Source organism: Shewanella subflava, assembly GCF_025971955.1.
GTDB classification, from domain to species: Bacteria; Pseudomonadota; Gammaproteobacteria; order Enterobacterales; family Shewanellaceae; genus Shewanella; species Shewanella subflava.
On sequence record NZ_JAPDMX010000024.1, the window covers coordinates 21,989 to 40,500 of the forward strand.

The following is an 18,512-nucleotide window of genomic DNA, read 5'->3' on the forward strand; positions in this document are numbered from 1 at the left end:
TCATCTTTTACTAAGACTGCATTAATTGATTGTCAGTAAGGTCAGCAATTTACTACTGATATCGGCAAGGGGTAAAACTTCATTTGCCGCATTCATTTCTACTGCTGAGCCTGGCATCCCCCAAACAACCGATGAGGCTTGATCTTGGGCGATAGTGTACGCGCCTTTTTGCCTCATATTCAATAAACCCTGACTGCCATCATTACCCATACCGGTTAATATGATGCCAATTGAGGTTTTGGCGGCATGTTCAGCCACACTGTTAAACAGCACATCAACTGAGGGTTTGTGTCTATTAACGGGATCGCTATTCAATAATTTTGTTTTAAAGTGTGCACCATCACGGATGATCACTAAATGTCTGTCGCCAGGCGCAATATACACATTCCCTGCGGTAAGTTTTTCACCCCCTTGAGCCTCAATCACATTGAGGTTGCAGTTTTTATTGAGCCTAGCTGCAAACGAAGTGCTGAAAACAGGTGGTATGTGTTGAGTAATCACTACCGGAGGTAGGTTTGCTGGTAAAGGTGTTAATAAGGTTTGAATGGCTTCAATGCCCCCAGTTGAGGCGCCAATCGCGATTAAGCGGTTTTTAAATTTGTTAGATATATCTGAATTTGTGGGGAGATTGTGACGAATAGGTGGTGGCGCATCAAAAGTGATTTGCCCAGCAGCTAACACCTTATAAATTAAATTATTTTGAAATAACGCGAGGCTGTTTTTATGGTTGTTTTTAGGTTTGGCGACGTAATCAATCGCACCTAAAGATAATGCCTCTAGCGTAACATCAGCGCCTTTTTGGGTTAAAGATGACACCATCACTACCGGCATTGGTCTTAAGCGCATTAAATTGCGTAAAAAAGCTAAGCCGTCCATTTTTGGCATTTCGACATCAAGTGTTAACACGTCGGGTGACAGTTGTTTGATTAACTCCCTTGCTTCATAAGGGTCTTCCGCTTCACCGACCACAATAATGTTGTCGTCAGCATCTAGCATATGTGTCAGTAATTGACGCATAAAGGCGGAATCATCGATAACCAGTACTTTAATCATTCAGTCCCCTGAAGTTGCTGTTGGCACAATGGTCAACACGGCGCTGTTCGGTTACGTGCACGGTAAATTGTCTGTCCTATAAATTCAAAGTCAGTCGTAAAATCATTGATACTTTCAGAGTGTCCAATGATTAAATAACCACCATCACTTAATAATGCTCTAAATTTCTTAATAATTCTCTTTTTTGTGTCACTATCAAAGTAGATAAACACATTTCGGCAAAAAATGACATCGAAAGGACCAGACATTGGCCAAGGTTGTAGTAGATTCAGCTGCTTAAAGTGTACGGCCTCTTTTATACGTTGCTTGATTGAAAATTGTGCATTGTTGGCAAGCCGTTTAGTGTATTTGGTGGCAAAGTTGGCCGGGATGGTCGATAGCACTTCGGTAGAGTATATGGCTTTTTTTGCCGTCTCTAGCACTTGAGTGTTTAAATCGGTCGCCAGAATTTTTACATCAAATAGGCTTAAATCAATTTGACCATACAGTGTCATCGCGATGCTGTAAGCTTCTTCTCCTGTCGAACACGCCGCTGACCAAATACGGATTCTTTTTTGTTTTTTCGCCAGCCATTGCGGACATATTTGCTTATCTAAATAAACAAAATGATGCTTTTCTCTAAAAAAGGCCGTTAAATTTGTGGTGAGAGCATTGATAAACTCAGGGAGTTCTTGAGTGTTATTGTCGAGGTAGTGGCAATATTGGCTAAAACTGTTGAGTTTCAGAAAGCGAATGCGGCGAGATAACCGTGAATACACCATTTGCTTTTTACGTTCTGGCAGCACAATACCGGTTTGCGAATAAGCTAGATTTCGCAAAAAATCGAAATCAGCCAAGCTCATTGGGAACTCTTGTTGCTGCCACTTATCCACAATTTAATCCCTTAAGCAGGTAATATGGGTCAATTAAACTAGATTAACCCCAAGCATAACACTTGAGGTTAATTGTATGATTTAACTAACCTTAAAACTCTTGCCAATCTTCGTCACTTACCTGAATGGCCATGTGTTTAATTTTTGATTTTTGTTCGCGCTTGGTTTCAGCACCGACCTCTACATGACCCGTTTTGAAGAAGCTCAATTTGCGTTTCATTTGACGAGCTTGCTCTGTCATGGTGTCGCCAGCGGCTGCAATTTCTTCCACTAGGGCGGCATTTTGTTGTGTCATTTGGTCCATTTGAGAAATGGACTTGTTCACCTCAAAAATACCTGAAGATTGTTCTTCTGCCGCAATCGATATATGGGCAATCATTTCTGCCACTTTACTGACGGAAAGCATAATGTCTTTGAGGGTTTCACCAGACTGATTAACCAGCTGAGTACCGTCAGTGACTTTATTCACACTGTCTCTGATCAACTCTTTAATTTCTTTTGCAGCACCGGCACTGCGTTGTGCCAAATTACGCACTTCACCTGCAACCACGGCAAACCCACGACCTTGCTCACCGGCTCTAGCGGCTTCTACCGCCGCGTTTAGTGCTAACAGATTGGTTTGGAAGGCAATTTCATCAATTACGGTAATAATATCAGCAATCCGTTTACTTGATTCAGTAATGGCATCCATCGCCACAACGGCTTGTTTAACGACATTGCCACCTTGCTCCGCTTTTTGATTCGCTTCAATCGCGAGGTTATTAGCGATTAAAGCATTGTTTTCACTTTGTTTAACCGTTGCGGTCATTTGTTCCATACTGGCGGCTGTTTCTTCTAATGAGGCCGCTTGTTCTTCTGTACGTTGGCTTAAATCAATGTTGCCCTGGGTGATTTCTTCAGCACTGGAGGTTACCGTATTGGCGGCGTCACTAATTTCACTTAGCACTTCGGTAAGGCGTTCAACTGTGATGTTGGCGTCTTGTTGTAGTTTGTGGAATTTTCCTGAATAAGCGCCTTCAAGCTGGCGACTTAAATCACCCTTAGCTAACGCATCAAATAGTTTTACCACATCAGACAAAATGTTATCTGATACCGTTAGTAATTGATTTAAGCCTTTAGATAAAGACAAGAAGAACCCCGCTTTACCTTCTAAACTTAATCGCTGACTTAAATCACCTTGGTTGGCCGCTGCAAGTAATTGGTAAAGCTCTTTTTCGATGATCACTTCCGCAGTACGGTCTTCCCACTCCACCACAGTACCAATTCGATTATTTTCACTGTCTTGAATAGGATTCGCAGTAAATTTGAACACTCGGCTTCCTACCGCAAATTCTGCTCTGTGGGTGGTCTTTAAGGCTGCTATGACATTATGTTGATGTGATGGATTTTTATGGAATACATCAATGTGCTCACCAACAAGTTTTTTAGCATTAAAGTTAGGTAAACCGGTTTTCACATCTTCTTCAGCATCTTCAAACATGGCTTGCAGTGCGTCGTTTGTATAAATAATGCGATTGTCGTTATCCGCGACCATAGTACAGGCGCTGACACAGTCTAATGCTTGTTTCAAGCGGGTGTTTTCTGCGGCCAATATGTGTTCTTTTTGGGTTTTCGCGACTTGCTCTGTCATGTCTAACCATTCAACAACCGTACCGATACGTTGATCTTCCTTAAATATAGGCGTGGCGGTTAATCTGAAAGATAAGCCTTCAATAACAAATCTGGTGCAATAAGGGGTGGTCAGTTTATCCATCAGCTTACGTTGATGTTCGGGATGCTGATGGAAAATATCCATATTCGAGCCCACCAGTTTATCTACAGATAATCGAGTGAGGCTTTTTTGCAAAATTTGCTCGTTTGACTTGAACATTTTGTACAGCGATTCGTTGCGATAAACGATATCGTAATGCTCATCTGCCACCATGATATTTCCCTGACAGGCATCTAATGCTTGCATGTAAAAGCGGCTGTTGATGGTATCTTGATGCCATTGATTTAGGGCGGTTTGCAGTTGTGGCCAGTGTGGTGCCTCAAATTCACCTAAATTAACGCTATGATCTGTGTCATAGCTGTCTGCAATGTCTTGGGTTGCCTTAACAAGACGTTGATTTTTTTGTTGCAGCTTGAATATGACTAATAATGTACTCAGCAAGGTTAATAGCAGTAATACGCTAATCCATAGCGTATCAAGCCCAGCAAGATTCCCCGCTAATGCGAGCGCGCAAAGTAGCGGTGCCCCGTATGCAAGAGGATGGAAGCCACCGGTTGGCGTTGGTTGATTTGCTTGCATGTTTTACGTCCTCTGTTTACTTATTCTTATATGGGCCAAATGGTTTAGGCAGACGGTATTTCGAGTTGTTCTATGATGTTAGAGAGCTGCTGAGCACTGGGTAAAACCTCATTACCTAAAAGTTTATGCACATCTAAAATAATGACCATTTTATCGCTGAGACTGGTGAGTCCTTTGATAAATCGTACATCTGTGTCGAGCCCAAAATCCGGTGTTGGTCTTAAGTTTTTATCGTCAACAATAATTACATCAGACACCGCATCCACCACAATGCCAATAATTTTACTGTTTTTTTCCAGTTTAACTTTAACAACTATCACCACGGTTGTTGGGCCATAGCTGAGTTCAGTTAGGCCAAAACGTTGGCGTAAATCTATAATGGGCACCACGTTACCACGTAAATTAATGACCCCTTTTACATATTCAGGCGCATTGGGAATTGCAGTGGTTTTTTGCCATCCTCGTATTTCTTGTACTGAGAGTATTTCTACCCCGTATTCTTCTGGTCCCATAATGAATGTTAAGTATTGTTGATTAACATCACCTTGGGTTGCTTGCGATTGCTGATGCGAAACATCCACGTTAATCCGCTCCTTTATGCCGCATGTTCTTTATGATGGCCGATGCCAGAAAGATGTGTGAGGCTAATAACATCGATAATCAATGCAACTTCACCATTCCCGAGTATGGTCGCCCCGGATATGCCGGGTGTTTTGGTGTAGTTAACTTCTAAATTTTTAATCACGACTTGTTGTTGCGACAATAATTCATCAACTAATAAGCCGACTTTTTTGTTATTACAGTCGACAATCATGACGATGCCTTTTTCAATATCTGGGGCATCGGCTTGATGATTAAACTGCTCAAATACTTTCACAATGGGAATAAATTCTTCGCGTAGATGAATAACTTCTTGGCGATGGCCTTGTTGATCTTTGCCTAGGTCATTTATCTGGCGTTTAGCAACCTGTAATGACTCGTGAATTGACATCAGTGGCACAACATACACATGGTCGCCCACGCGCACTAATTGGCCGTCTAAAATGGCAAGGGTTAATGGCAGACGAATGGTCATATGACTGCCTTTATCTGGGGTTGAAACGAGGTTGATATCACCATTGAGTTCGGTAATATTTCGTTTAACCACATCCATACCCACCCCACGGCCTGAGAGACCTGATACATTATCGGCGGTGGAAAATCCGGGTTTGAATATCAGCTGGTGGATTTCTTCCGTGCTTAGGTGTTCGTTGTCTGCAACTAAGCCTTTTTTACGCGCGATACTGAGAATTTTGTCAGTATTTAAACCGCCACCATCATCGATGATTTCAATAATAATATTGCCACCACGGTGGAATGCATTCAGTGTTATCGTGCCTGTTTCAGGTTTGCCCTGCGCGCGCCTTTTTTCGGGAAGTTCAATACCGTGATCCAATGAATTGCGAACCAGATGCACCAGTGGGTCGACAATTTTCTCCATAACGGTTTTATCTAATTCAGTTTCTTCGCCACTTAACACCAAATCAACTTTTTTGCCCAGTTGCAAACTGATGTCGTGCACCAACCGAGGAAAGCGATTGAAGGCAAATGAAATGGGCATCATTCTAATTTGCATCACGTTTTCTTGTAGTTCACGGGTGTGGGATGCCAGTTGTTCTAACCCTAAACGCAAACTAATGAGGGTTTCTTGGTTGATGGTTTCTTGCTGGCCAATTTGACCCAGCATGGCTTGGGTAATGACTAATTCACCGACCATATTAATCAACTGATCAACTTTTTCTATATTAACCCGTATTGAACTTTGATTCGTGTCAGTAGAGCGTGAGTGTGTTCTGGTGACAGTTGCTGTATTGGGTTGTTCATTTACCGTAGATAGGACGCTGGTATTGCTTGCTAAGGTCTCGTTATCTTCAACTTTGTTGCTTTGCTCAGCCGGTTCATCTGCCGTTTTTGACGTTATCTGTTCAATGGTTGATGCTTGATGGCTTGGTTGATTTTGTTGTTCAAATGCTTCGGCCAAGGCGCTCGACATGTCAAAACCGTCGCATGGCGCAGGGGCTGATTGGGACTCTGTTAGGTGTGATGTTGGCGCATCTTTATGAACTAATGTGTCTTCACTAACAGGTTTATTTGCCTCTTCTCGCGCTTTAGCATCAAATGGCGACACAAACAGGGCATCGTTTTTGGCATTTCGTTCAAGCTGATTAAATTGAATATCACATTCGCTTTCTACCCATTCAAAAACTTCTTTAATGCGGGATATTGCGGTGTCTGTGAGCAGTAACAATTGCCACTGCAGATAACAAATTTCAGCTTCGTATTCATCGACATCTGGATAAGCGATATCTTTTAATGTGACTTTTAATTGCCCCAGCTCAGCGAGCTCAGTGAACATGTAAATAGGGTCGTTACCGCAACGTAAAATATCTTCACCGGCACTAAAGTCGATTTGCCAAAGTACTAAATTAGGGTCTAATTCTGTAACTGAACAGGTGGTATCTGGCGCAGCTGTATTTTCGGACGATTGTGGTTCAGTTGATGTGGCAATTTTGGCACTAACAGTGTTATTTGAACCAAGGGCGAGGGCCTGTTCAAATTGCTTCATTAATGGTGCTAATGCGGGGTCGTTGCAAGCTTGATCTTTCATTAAAGCATCAATCATATTGCGTATGACATCCACTGATGCCAGTAGCATTTCAACGTGCTGTGGTTTCATCGGCCTGATGTGTTCGCGGATCTCGTCTAATAGAGTTTCGAGCAAGTGAGTAAAATTAGCCACTTCGGTAAAGCCAAAGGTCGCGCTTCCCCCCTTAATCGAATGGGCTGCGCGGAATATCGTATTGATACTTTCTTGGTCAAAATTATCTATATCAATTGCCAATAGCTCAGACTCCATTTTAGAGAGTCCTTCTAAGCTTTCCTCAAAAAAAACTTGGCTAAATTGACTAAGATCGATATCCATTTATGCTCTGCTTATCACTAAAAACGAAGCACTTTGGCTGCGGTTGCCAAAAGTTGTTCCGGATTAAAAGGTTTGACTATCCAGCCAGTGGCACCTGCTGCGCGCCCTTGTTGTTTTTTTTCTGGGCTAGATTCAGTGGTTAGCATCAATAACGGGGTAAAACGGTAATGCTCAAGTGCTCGTAATTCTTTAATTAGCGTAATGCCATCCATTACGGGCATATTAATGTCAGAAATCACCAAATCAAACTGGGTTTGTTTCGCTAATGTTAAAGCTTCACTGCCATCAGCGGCTACCTGCACTTCATAGCCTGCTGCTTGCAAAGTAAAACTGACCATTTGTCTCATGGAGGTGGAATCGTCCACTGCCAGAATTTTTTTCATTAAAACTGTCCTTTAAACTGAGCCAATTAGCGGTGGTATGGTAATCGCAAGTAATGCTAATTGCTTACATATTTCTTTATCGGCGGGAAGCCAAGTAACATTAAGTGACCGCTTGATACAGGTTTGATGCAGTAAAAAAAGAAACTGCGCCCCAGCGGTATCAACTTTGGTTAATTTACTGGCATCGATAATAAAAGGTGTGGTTTGCTGTAAATGACTCGCCAGCTGAGAGTAAATTGGCTGTATATTTCGAATAGTAATCGCCGCGCCTAAATCTAGAGTGGTGTCAGTCATGCAGTATCCCAACCTTTAACAGCAACTTATTAAATATAGCCTTTATTACTATTTGAGCAATATTAATCATGGTTTACATCGGATTATTGAAAATGAAGTGCTGGTGTCGGAACCACGACAAAAAATAGCGCAGCACGTATGGCTAATCGTAAGCGTGAATTCAAAAAGTATACAACACGATATTATACGTTACTGATCAAATCGAGGAATGTAAACCGATCTTAAATCGGCTTACGCATTATTAACAATCTTTTTAAAATCAGCAATTAACTCTTCATTGAATATTTGAGGTGGTAAACCGGGTTTTGGCTTTGCTTTAAACACAGCGGTTTTTTCTCCTTGGGGAGAGACCAGCACATAGGAAGCACTGTGATCGATTTGGTAATTATCACCTTCTCCTACCATGGCATAAACAAAACCGAGATCACGACTGAAGGGGAACAACTGGCTGTGTTCAGCGGTTATGGCTTTAAATTCAGGGTTGAAAAAGTTGATGTAGTCTAAACGTTTCACTTGGGTGTCGCGTTGGGGATCGGCGGACACAAACACGACCTGTATATCGGCAGATATTTGCTGTAGTGCTGGGTAAGCTGCCGCTAACTTATTCAATGTAGTAGGGCAGACGTCTGGGCAAGAGGTGAAGCCAATAAAAAATAGGCTCCACTTACCTTCTAAATCTTTATTTGTGAAAGGGTTTCCGTATTGATCACTCAAGCTAAAGGTCGCTAGTTTACGTGGATTATCGTAAATAAAGCCTGTATCAAGTTGGACATTTTGGTATTGAGACTGATGTGTTTGTGTGGATGTATTGGCTGATGGTGTTAGCCATTGATAGGCAAAGATACCACCAATGGCCACCGCCATCAGTGCCACAATAATACTGGGTTTACCCATTTAGCCCGCCCTTGGTCATTAATGTTATTTTAAAGATGCTGTTGTGGTCACGATTTAGTTTACCCATAAATAGTGATCAACTAACAACACGATGAATAACACCATCAAATGATAAATAGAAAACTTAAATACATTCATCGCTAACCCTTGATAGTCATGATATTTAAGCTGCCAAGCTTTATAAATAAATCCACAACTAAGTAGGGTTGAGCCGACCAAATAAACCGGGCCGCACATGCCGACTAATACCGGCAGTAAACACGCGATAGCAAGTAAAATGGTATAGAGCAAAATACATGTTTTAGTAAATTCAACACCATGGGTTACAGGCAACATGGGGATGTCTACTTTGGCATATTCTTTTCTGCGATGAATTGCCAATGCCCAAAAGTGTGGCGGCGTCCAAGTGAAAATGATGATAACCAAGAGTAAAGCGTGGCCGTGTAGCTCATTAGTGACCGCTGTCCAGCCTAATAATGGTGGCATGGCGCCAGCTAACCCGCCAATGACGATATTTTGTGAAGTGGCGCGTTTCAAATAAGCGGTATAAACCAAGGCGTAACCGATTAAACTGGCAAAGGTTAGCCAGGCTGTCAATGGGTTTACCCAAGCGTACAACATAACAAATCCTATCACTCCAATGGATACGGCAAATATTGCAGCTTTAGTGCCTGAGACTTTTCCTTTCGGTAAAGGCCGGTTATAGGTGCGAGCCATTAATCCATCAATGCGGCGGTCTATTAGGTGATTGAATGCGGCAGCAGCGCCAGCCATTAACCCAATGCCAACCATACCGATAATCAGCGGTTGAAGGGGGACTACGCCAGGTACCGCTAAACACATACCAACCAAGACGGTTAGCAGCATTAACGCGACGACTTTGGGTTTTGTCATTTCAAAATAGGCGCGCCATTGAAATGTAACTGCCTCATGAGGGGCATTGAGGATGATCGGTTTTGTCATTGTTATGTCCTCTGATTACGCTTTACGCCATAGGGCGTAGTTAATAAATACCATGGTGAGCAACAGCAATGCTGCACCGCCATTATGAGAAACTGCGATACCTAACGGTAAGTGCATCACTACATTACTGATCCCAAGCGCGACTTGAGCAATCACTAACAAAATAAGTAAGTAGGCACTTTTTCGCATTGTGGATGATTGTGCTTTTAATAGTTTTACTGCAAACCACACTAAAATGATGGCGGTTAACACTCCCCAAATGCGATGACTGACATGAATTGTCATTCTGGTCGCATAATCTAAAACACCAAATTCAAAACTGGGATGATTGCCCTGAAAAGGTGAAAAAGCATCGGCAAAGCGTAAATTATCGACCCAATTACCTTCGCATATTGGCAATGTGGTACAGGCTAATGCCGCATAGTTGGAAGATGTCCACCCCCCCAATATGATTTGAATGACTAACACTACGAGCCCGATTGCAGCAATAGGCGCCAGCTTTCTGGCATATAAGTCGCCGCCAGGGATCCTTAACGGTTTGGTGCGTAAGTAGAGAATGAATAATAAAGAAAATAAACTGAAGCCCCCGATTAAGTGTGACATGACCACAATCGGCATCAGCTTCATGGTGACCGTCCACATCCCCAGTGCCGCTTGAAAAATGATGAGCGCGGAGATCAATATCGGTAATTTTTTGGGCGCAGAATGTTGCTTTAAGCATAAAATCAAAATGACTAAAACCAGCAAGCCTAAAGTACCCGCGATATACCGATGGATCATTTCAAGCCAGGCTTTTTCAGGCTCAACCGTATGTTCAGGAAAGTGAGTCTCCACTTTGGCCAATTCATGACTTTCGTTCGGCACCGTTAAATGGCCATAACAACCTGGCCAATCAGGACAGCCTAATCCGGCATCAGATAAGCGAGTGTAAGCCCCCATTAGGATCACCATTAAGGTGAACACTAGGGTGAATTTGATTAGGTGAGGAATTTGCATTAGCCGACCCTCGACAACTTCAGCATTTTACGCAGGTCAGCAATCATTGATTTGCCTTGCGCTATGCTAGCCTTGCGACCCGATACGCCATCGTATTGCATCACTAGACTGCCTAAGGGGTCGATAATGATCATCTGTTGTTGAGTTAATAATGCCGCTATTTGGTCATTACTGGGGGCTGTTTCAAATTGAATATGGAGTTGCTTGAGTGCATCTAAATCACTGTTATGTTTCAGTAAGATAATTGGGCTAACTCGGTCACGGTCGCGCCCTAGCGCAATGTGGCTTTGATTAATTACATAGAGTCTATCCATGCATTGCTCGTCACATTTTTCAGGTAATAAGTACACCATTTGCCACAGATGTGGTTTGGGATTCACCATGTTTAATGCACTGTATGTAAGCTCCGTATTTAACAATGCCCCTTTGTTGGTGGCACCGCCATGGTATAGATCTAAACTCAATACCAATTTGGCTAAGGCAACGGGCAGTACAAAAACGACTAACAATAATATGAGTGTTTTATTACTTCTTTTGGGCTGGGAGTTCATTTCTATCTCCTCTTCTTACTGATTCATGTTGATGTAAAATGCTTAATGAGCGCCTGATTGCCACTTTCTGTGTGCTAGCCATGCCATTAAGCCTAAAAATACCGCGGCCATAGTGAACCACTGTAGGGCATATCCTTGATGTTTTTGCGCTGATAACGGAATGGGTTGCCATGGTTGTGGCAAATTTAAATCCGGAACATTATCGGGTTGCAACACCACAGGTAATAAGGGATAACCCAGCAGCTGCGATAATTCATCTATCGCCAAGTTTTGAAAGCGCATTGGGTTGCCTATTTCTGCCATCAAATTTTCGCTTAATGGATTGATTTGCTTTTGATAAATACGCCCAATCAATTTGTAACGCCCCGTTGAAATAGCGCTAATGTCAGGCAAAATCCGACGGTCTTTATCGGCGGGCACAAAACCGAGTTCAACTAATAAATTGGGGGATGAGGCATTGACTTGAAACACTTGATAAGCCAAATAACCCACTTGTCCCATGTATATTTGATTATCAAGCAGTAGTACTTGCTTTGATACCGGCGATGCCGATAAAGCAATGCGATATCCTGTTAAGGTTTGTTGTTCTGCATTCGTGTCTGCTGTGTGCTGATCAATGACTTGCAATAATGAATCAAAATTCATTGCTGCTTGGTTTTGTCGCTCTTTTAAGGTGACATCCCATGACGTTTTGAATTCTGCACGTTCCAGTTGCCATAATCCTAACTTGACCAAAATGCTAAACACCGCCACAGTGATGGCAATAAAAACAAACCCAGCCCAACCTAAACCCGCAAGAGGATTGCCTGTGACAGCCCCATTGTTAGTTAAGTTAGTTTTAGTGCTATTGCTTGTATTCATTATGTTTAATTTGGCTCGTGCATTATTTATTATGGTTAAAGGTGAAAACAAACAATCGATGAGTCCATTTCTCGGTCGCAGAGTGATGTTTTCAGCCCTTGTGGTTATCTTACTGCTGGTGGCCATGGCATTAGGTATTATTCAACCTAACCCACGGCCTTATTAATCAGCTCTTACAGTACGTAAACGAATACAAATAAACATAACCACACGACATCAACAAAATGCCAGTACCAGCTACCCGCCTGAAACGCAAAATGCTTGTCAGTGGTGAAGTGGCCTTTTAGTACCCGTAGCAGCAATACTATTAAGAACACTGTGCCTAAAGTGACATGCATGCCATGAAAGCCAGTTAACAAAAAGAAGGTATTACCGTAGATGCCAGATTCAAGCGTTAAGCCCATTTCATGGTAAGCATGGCTATATTCTTCTACCTGTAAAGCCAAGAACGCGATGCCTAAAAGTATGGTTAGTGTTAACCAAATTTTTAACGGGGTGCGTTTGGCTTTTTCTAAACTGGTATGGGCAAAATGCAGTGTGACAGACGAGGTTAACAGTAAAATCGTATTGATTAATGGTAGCCCGGTCCATGGCATCGCTTCTGTTTTGGTGCCATCAGGGGTGGTGACTAAAGGCCAAATGGCTTCAAATGCTGGCCATAAAACTTCATGGGTCATGGCATTATTTGAAGCGCCACCTAACCAAGGTACTGCAACCATTCTGGCGTAAAACAATGCGCCAAAAAAAGCCCCAAAAAACATAATTTCCGAGAAGATAAACCAGCTCATACCTTGTCGGAAGGATCGATCCATCTGGGCTGAGTATAAACCGGCCATTGATTCATCAATGACGGTTTTAAACCAACCGAAGACCATAAATAAAATTACAGCTATTCCGGAAATCAGAATATAGCCGCCATAACTTTCTTCTGTTGATAATTGTTGTACGTAACTGCCTGCGCCAAAGGCGATTAAGAAAAGGCCAATGGCACCAATGATAGGCCAAGCACTTTGTGCTGGCACATAATAGGCTTCATGCTTTGTGGTCATTTTGCTGCTCCTTGCTTTAAGCCACTACCGACTTTATCGGTAATGTCGTAAAGGGTATAAGAGAGAGTCAGGGTGTTAATGGATTCCGGTAAATCGGGATCCACGTAAAAAATCAATGGGAGTTCCGCACTGGCTGATGCCGCAAGTGGTTGTTGATTAAAACAAAAACACTCTGTTTTATTAAAATAGGCCGCACCTTGACCGGGAGATACCGAGGGTATCGCCTGGCCAACCGTGTTGTTTGCTGACAGGTTTTGGGCGTGAAACTTCGTATGGGTGAGTTCACCAGGGTGAACTTGAATACGATTGACCGTGGGAGCAAACTCCCACGGCATTCCAGGCTGTATTTGAGCAACAAACTCTATGGTAACAGTGCGACTCTTATCAACAATGACTGCTTCGTATGTGCTTGCCGTACTTTGGGTTTTTCCATTAATACCTAAAGTGTCACACAACACATCGTACAAAGGCACCAGCGCAAAACCAAAACCAAACATCCCCACAGCGCCTAGCACTAGCATGGTAAGTAGCTTACGGTTTGATTTGGTTGGCTGACTCATCTCATTTTACCTCTGGTGGGGTTGTAAATGAGTGATAAGGCGCTGGACTTGGGATTGTCCACTCTAATCCTTCGGCGCCCTCCCATGGCTTATCTGGTGCTTTTTCTCCGCCTTTGATGCATTTAATGACAACCGCTAAGAAAATCAGTTGCGATAAACCAAAGGCAAATCCACCAATAGATACAATCTGATTAATATCAGCAAATTGAATTGCATAATCGGGGATCCGGCGTGGCATTCCTGCCAACCCTAAAAAGTGCATCGGAAAGAACAGTACGTTAACTGAAATCACCGAACACCAAAAGTGCCATCTACCTAAGGTTTCGCTATACATATGCCCGGTCCATTTGGGCAGCCAATAATACGCTGCCGCCATGATCGAGAATACTGCTCCAGTCACTAACACATAATGAAAATGTGCTACAACGAAGTAAGTATCGTGATACTGGAAATCTGCAGGGGTGATGGCCAGCATTAATCCTGAAAAACCACCAATAGTAAACAGAATGATAAAGGCGAGGGCGAACAGCATCGGCGTTTCGAATGTCATCGAACCACGCCACATAGTGGCAACCCAGTTGAAGACTTTTACCCCTGTGGGAACCGCAATCAGCATGGTGCAATACATAAAGAACAGTTCCGCAAATACTGGCATACCTGTAGTGAACATATGATGCGCCCACACTAAGAATGACAGAATCGCAATACTGGCCGTTGCGTATACCATTGATGAATAACCAAATAACTTTTTACGGCTGAATGCAGGAATAATGGCAGAGATAATACCGAACGACGGTAAAATCATGATATACACTTCAGGGTGACCAAAGAACCAGAAGATATGCTGGAACATGACGGGGTCACCGCCCCCTGCGGCATCAAAAAAGCTGGTGCCGAAAAACTTATCTGTTAGCACCATGGTGACTGCGCCAGCAAGTACTGGCATCACAGCAATAAGTAAGAAAGCGGTGATTAACCATGTCCAGACAAACAAGGGGAGCTTCATCCATGTCATGCCAGGTGCGCGCATGTTGACAATGGTTACAATCACATTGATTGCGCCCATAATCGAGCTGATCCCCATTATATGCACTGAGAAGACAAAAAGTGCTGTGCTGTCAGGGCTATAGGTTGTCGATAGTGGAGCATAGAATGTCCAACCAAAGTTGGGGCCGCCGCCTTCCATAAATAACGAGCTTAGCAAAATAGTAAACGCGAAAGGTAATATCCAAAAGCTCCAGTTGTTCATGCGCGGTAGTGCCATGTCTGGCGCACCAATCATCATAGGGATTAACCAGTTAGCCAAACCAGTGAAGGCGGGCATAACGGCACCAAACACCATGATAAGTCCATGAACAGTGGTCATTTGATTAAAAAAGTTAGGTTCAACCAGTTGTAACCCAGGTTGGAATAACTCGGCGCGGATAACCATAGCCATGGCTCCGCCAGTTAAAAACATAATAAAGCTGAACCATAAGTATAACGACCCAATATCTTTATGGTTGGTGGTTAGCAGCCAGCGCATAATGCCTTTTGGGGCACCATGGTGATGATCATCATGGACTGCAGTAGTATCGTGCGTAGTTGTACTCATTATTATCTCCTACTGTCCATGGCTATTAACATCGGATGCTTGCACTGTATCGCCGGTATTATTACCCCATGCATTACGCTCGTAAGTGATCACAGCAGCCATTTGGCGTGGTGATAATGAACTTGCGAAAGCCTGCATAGCAGTACCTGGCTTACCATTGCGAACGATATTAATGTGCTGATCTACAGGTCCTTTAATGACAGGGCTGCCTATCAATGATGGGAAGGCACCAGGTAACCCTGCGCCAGTGGCTTGATGGCAAGCGGCACAAGTTGAGGTGTAGACTTGTAAGCCTTCGGTCATTAATTCTTCATGGGTCAGTTCGGTTAAATCCACTGGCATTACCGTTGCGACAACATCTTGAACATCAGTTTGAGCGGGTTCTGTTTGGTTATCAGAACTAACGGGTTGAGTGGTGGATGTACTGTTATCAACGTTGCCACCATTAGCTGCATTGCTCACATCCACCGCTTGAATGACATCGCCTGAATCATTACCCCAAGCATTCCGCTCATAGGTGACCACCGCGGCAATATCTTTGGTACTCAATTGTTTAGCAAATGACTGCATGGCTGTTCCAGGCTTACCGTGAAGGACAATATTAATGTGACCATCAACGGGGCCTTTAATGATTGGACTGCCAATAAGAGATGGGAATACACCTGGTAAGCCAGCACCGTTTGGTTGGTGACAAGCCGCACAGGTAGAAAGGTAAATCTGCTCACCCTTTGCCATTAACTCTTCTTTTGAAAGTGTTTCTGTCAAAGCGGCTTTTGCTGCCTCTGCGGCATTACTGGCCTGTTGTTTTTGGTCTAGCAACCAAGCATCGAATTCCGCTTCGGGCAATGCCTGCACAACAATTGGCATAAAGCCGTGATCTTTACCGCACAGCTCAGCACATTGGCCGCGGTAAGTTCCTGCTTTATCGATACGCGTCCACGCCTCGTTAATGAAACCAGGGTTCGCATCTTTTTTGACTGCGAATGCAGGCACCCACCACGAGTGAATGACATCATCCGAAGTCATCAAAAAACGCACTTTTCGATTTAAAGGCAAAACTAAAGGCTTATCTACTTCTAATAAGTAAGTATCACTTTTGGTTTCATCACCTTCAATTTGATCTCGGGGAGTGGCTAGAATGCTATAAAATTCGACATCTTCATTAAAATAGCTGTAATGCCATTTCCACTGTGAACCGGTAATTTTAATGGTTAAATCCGCATTAGACGGATCTTCCATAGCGATTAACGTTTTAGTGGCTGGAATCGCCATACCAATAAGAATGATAAACGGAATGATAGTCCAAGCGATTTCTACTTTGGTACTTTCATGAAAATTTGCCGCGACAGCGCCTTTGGATTTACGGTGATAAATCATGGAATAAATCATGATCCCAAACACCACTAAACCAATCGCACAACAGATATACAGAATAATCATGTGGAGGTCATAAACCTGACCACTAATATTCGTCACACCTTTTGTCATGTTGAGGGGCATTTCGTTTGCCCCAAGGGGAGGTGCCAGTAACACCGCCATTACACAATACAACCATTGCTTCACAAGACTTCTCCTCTGCCAATTGCGAATAGCAACTACAAAGAAGAGTCACACAGTAAGTCTCTGCTCTATGCAAACTCTTCGGTTCCCAAAAAAGTTTGATGACTCCAAAGTACCCTGGTGGTTGTAAGCGTTTCGGCTTACTGGTTTTTGTTAAATGTGCACCACGCTGGTACTTACAACTGAACTTATCAATTCTGATTTGACGCTTTTATCTGTCAGATAAAATCTAGACTGTAGCGTTTCAGTAAGGTTAAAAATGTTTCAACCTTGTTAAACACATTACTTGTAGATCACGCATTGATCAAGATCACTTTTATTGCTAATTAGCTGAAAAATTGTACAAAAAAGCCCTGCGCATGGGCAGGGCTCAGTAAATACGGCAATTACAATCAATGAAAAGAGGTGAAATTAATTTTACTAATCGTATTATTTTGATTGGCAAGCATCGTTTTAGCACTTAAATCATGGTTTAAGTCTGTGCAGGCATCTTCAATCACAATGCCTAGCGCACGAGCGCTTTTGGCAACTAACTCTAAACGACGACTATCACGAGCATCTAGAGGTTGAGTCCATGAGATCACCGCACTGGATGTACCGCTAGTTAATGCTTTTTCCATTGCCCATAAGGTTTCTATCTCATCTTTGGTATGGACCAAAAGCACTCTGTCCATTCTAACCCCTGCACTGGCCAGCATTTGTTTGTAACTGATGTTAGCGGGGTTAATGAGTACAATCCAACGACCTTGCTGACTTAATTGAGCTAATTGGCTAGCATATTGGCTTAGCTCCATTTTGCCGTGAGTCTGAGTTTGGAGCGTAGTAATAGGTTGTGCTAGGTTAATATCTGTTGTTGGTATATCCATCCATAAACCTGGATGACGCGGGGCGGTGCCCATTAGTTTGTTCATAACCACTCTCCATTACGAATAACACCAACAGCAAGCCCTTCTATCGTTAGGCTTTGGTAACTTAAATCAACTTCAATTGGTGAATACGCTTCATTTTCAGCATGCAGGTATACCACATTGCCTTTTTTCTCGAATCGTTTCACTGTGACATCGTCTTCAACACGTGCAACAACCACTTGACCATTGCGGGCTTGCTGCATTTTATGCACAGCCAATAAATCGCCTTCCAAAATACCGATATCCTTCATGCTGTCACCACGCACTCTTAATAAAAAGTCTGCGGCAGGCTTAAACATATTGGGGTCGACTTGATAATATTGTTCGACATGTTCTTGGGCTAAAATGGGTTCGCCAGCAGCAACTTGGCCAATTAACGGTAAGCCATTTTCTTCTGATTCATCCTCTTGGGTCAGGCGAATGCCACGAGAAGTCCCTGGCATAATTTCAATAAACCCCTTTTTAGCCAAAGCTTTTAAATGCTCTTCAGCCGCATTGGCGCTTTTAAAACCTAGGCGTGTGGCAATTTCTGCACGAGTAGGTGGCATCCCAGTTTCAGAGATGTTGTTTTTAATCAGCTCTAAAATTTCAGCTTGGCGTGGTGTTAAGGGTCTCATGTTGTTTCCTGTCTTTCTATACAGTAACTGTCATTATATACAGTGTTTATGTTTGCGCAAGTATTCACCAATTATTTTTTAATTTTATAATTAAATGTAAATTTT

The 18,512-nt window shown here is 42.9% G+C and carries 19 protein-coding genes; 1 reads left to right on the forward strand and 18 read right to left on the reverse strand.

Annotation, left to right across the window (positions count from 1 at the left end; all coding sequences use genetic code 11):
• Positions 1-21 precede the first annotated feature (21 nt).
• From OHT75_RS09235 to OHT75_RS09290, 12 genes are all read right to left on the reverse strand, one after another.
• Positions 22-1,053, reverse strand: a complete 1,032-nt coding sequence (locus OHT75_RS09235; protein ID WP_264726198.1) for a protein-glutamate methylesterase/protein-glutamine glutaminase — start codon at positions 1,051-1,053, stop codon at positions 22-24.
• A 32-nt stretch (positions 1,054-1,085) separates the two neighbouring features.
• Entirely contained in the window at positions 1,086-1,925 is an 840-nt protein-coding gene (locus tag OHT75_RS09240; RefSeq protein WP_264726199.1) for a CheR family methyltransferase, read from the reverse strand.
• 91 nt (positions 1,926-2,016) lie between these two features.
• The gene (locus OHT75_RS09245) at positions 2,017-4,215 is read right to left on the reverse strand and encodes a methyl-accepting chemotaxis protein (RefSeq protein WP_264726200.1); all 2,199 of its coding nucleotides are present in this window, start codon (positions 4,213-4,215) and stop codon (positions 2,017-2,019) included.
• 44 nt (positions 4,216-4,259) lie between these two features.
• Complete coding sequence (locus tag OHT75_RS09250) at positions 4,260-4,796, reverse strand: chemotaxis protein CheW (RefSeq protein WP_264726201.1); 537 nt, start codon at positions 4,794-4,796, stop codon at positions 4,260-4,262.
• 14 nt (positions 4,797-4,810) lie between these two features.
• Positions 4,811-7,177, reverse strand: a complete 2,367-nt coding sequence (locus OHT75_RS09255) for a chemotaxis protein CheA (RefSeq protein ID WP_264726202.1) — start codon at positions 7,175-7,177, stop codon at positions 4,811-4,813.
• A 17-nt stretch (positions 7,178-7,194) separates the two neighbouring features.
• Positions 7,195-7,560 (reverse strand): response regulator, encoded by a 366-nt coding sequence (locus tag OHT75_RS09260; RefSeq protein WP_264726203.1) that lies wholly within the window; start codon positions 7,558-7,560, stop codon positions 7,195-7,197.
• Between the two features lie 12 nt (positions 7,561-7,572).
• A complete protein-coding gene (locus OHT75_RS09265) occupies positions 7,573-7,854 on the reverse strand; it encodes an STAS domain-containing protein (protein ID WP_264726204.1) in 282 nt (93 codons plus the stop codon).
• 231 nt (positions 7,855-8,085) lie between these two features.
• Positions 8,086-8,748 (reverse strand): SCO family protein, encoded by a 663-nt coding sequence (locus OHT75_RS09270; RefSeq protein ID WP_264726205.1) that lies wholly within the window; start codon positions 8,746-8,748, stop codon positions 8,086-8,088.
• A 54-nt stretch (positions 8,749-8,802) separates the two neighbouring features.
• Complete coding sequence (gene cyoE / locus OHT75_RS09275) at positions 8,803-9,711, reverse strand: heme o synthase (RefSeq protein ID WP_264726206.1); 909 nt, start codon at positions 9,709-9,711, stop codon at positions 8,803-8,805.
• A 15-nt stretch (positions 9,712-9,726) separates the two neighbouring features.
• Positions 9,727-10,707, reverse strand: coding sequence for a COX15/CtaA family protein (locus OHT75_RS09280; RefSeq protein ID WP_264726207.1), 981 nt, complete (start codon positions 10,705-10,707; stop codon positions 9,727-9,729).
• Positions 10,707-11,258, reverse strand: a complete 552-nt coding sequence (locus tag OHT75_RS09285; RefSeq protein ID WP_264726208.1) for a hypothetical protein — start codon at positions 11,256-11,258, stop codon at positions 10,707-10,709. The genes OHT75_RS09280 and OHT75_RS09285 overlap by 1 nt, the downstream gene beginning before the upstream one ends.
• A 42-nt stretch (positions 11,259-11,300) precedes the next feature.
• Positions 11,301-12,119, reverse strand: coding sequence for an SURF1 family protein (locus OHT75_RS09290; RefSeq protein WP_319803630.1), 819 nt, complete (start codon positions 12,117-12,119; stop codon positions 11,301-11,303).
• A gap of 1 nt (position 12,120) precedes the next feature.
• On the opposite strand from OHT75_RS09290, the gene OHT75_RS09295 reads away from it, so the two are divergent.
• The gene (locus tag OHT75_RS09295) at positions 12,121-12,285 is read left to right on the forward strand and encodes a DUF2909 domain-containing protein (RefSeq protein WP_229778317.1); all 165 of its coding nucleotides are present in this window, start codon (positions 12,121-12,123) and stop codon (positions 12,283-12,285) included.
• Positions 12,286-12,292: 7 nt separating this feature from the next.
• Here the strand turns inward: OHT75_RS09295 and OHT75_RS09300 are convergent, their stop codons facing one another.
• From OHT75_RS09300 to lexA, 6 genes are all read right to left on the reverse strand, one after another.
• Entirely contained in the window at positions 12,293-13,168 is an 876-nt protein-coding gene (locus tag OHT75_RS09300) for a cytochrome c oxidase subunit 3 (protein ID WP_264726209.1), read from the reverse strand.
• Positions 13,165-13,728: a cytochrome c oxidase assembly protein gene (locus OHT75_RS09305; RefSeq protein ID WP_264726210.1), complete on the reverse strand. Its 564-nt coding sequence runs from the start codon at positions 13,726-13,728 to the stop codon at positions 13,165-13,167. Before OHT75_RS09305 ends, OHT75_RS09300 begins: the two co-directional genes overlap by 4 nt.
• A 1-nt stretch (position 13,729) precedes the next feature.
• A complete protein-coding gene (gene ctaD / locus OHT75_RS09310; protein WP_264726211.1) occupies positions 13,730-15,322 on the reverse strand; it encodes a cytochrome c oxidase subunit I in 1,593 nt (530 codons plus the stop codon).
• Positions 15,323-15,331: 9 nt separating this feature from the next.
• On the reverse strand, positions 15,332-16,885 hold the full coding sequence (gene coxB, locus OHT75_RS09315) for a cytochrome c oxidase subunit II (RefSeq protein ID WP_264726212.1): 1,554 nt from the start codon (positions 16,883-16,885) through the stop codon (positions 15,332-15,334).
• A gap of 389 nt (positions 16,886-17,274) precedes the next feature.
• Complete coding sequence (locus OHT75_RS09320; protein WP_264726213.1) at positions 17,275-17,793, reverse strand: cell division inhibitor SulA; 519 nt, start codon at positions 17,791-17,793, stop codon at positions 17,275-17,277.
• Positions 17,790-18,407: a transcriptional repressor LexA gene (lexA, locus tag OHT75_RS09325; RefSeq protein ID WP_264726214.1), complete on the reverse strand. Its 618-nt coding sequence runs from the start codon at positions 18,405-18,407 to the stop codon at positions 17,790-17,792. The genes OHT75_RS09320 and lexA overlap by 4 nt, the downstream gene beginning before the upstream one ends.
• Positions 18,408-18,512: the final 105 nt, after the last annotated feature.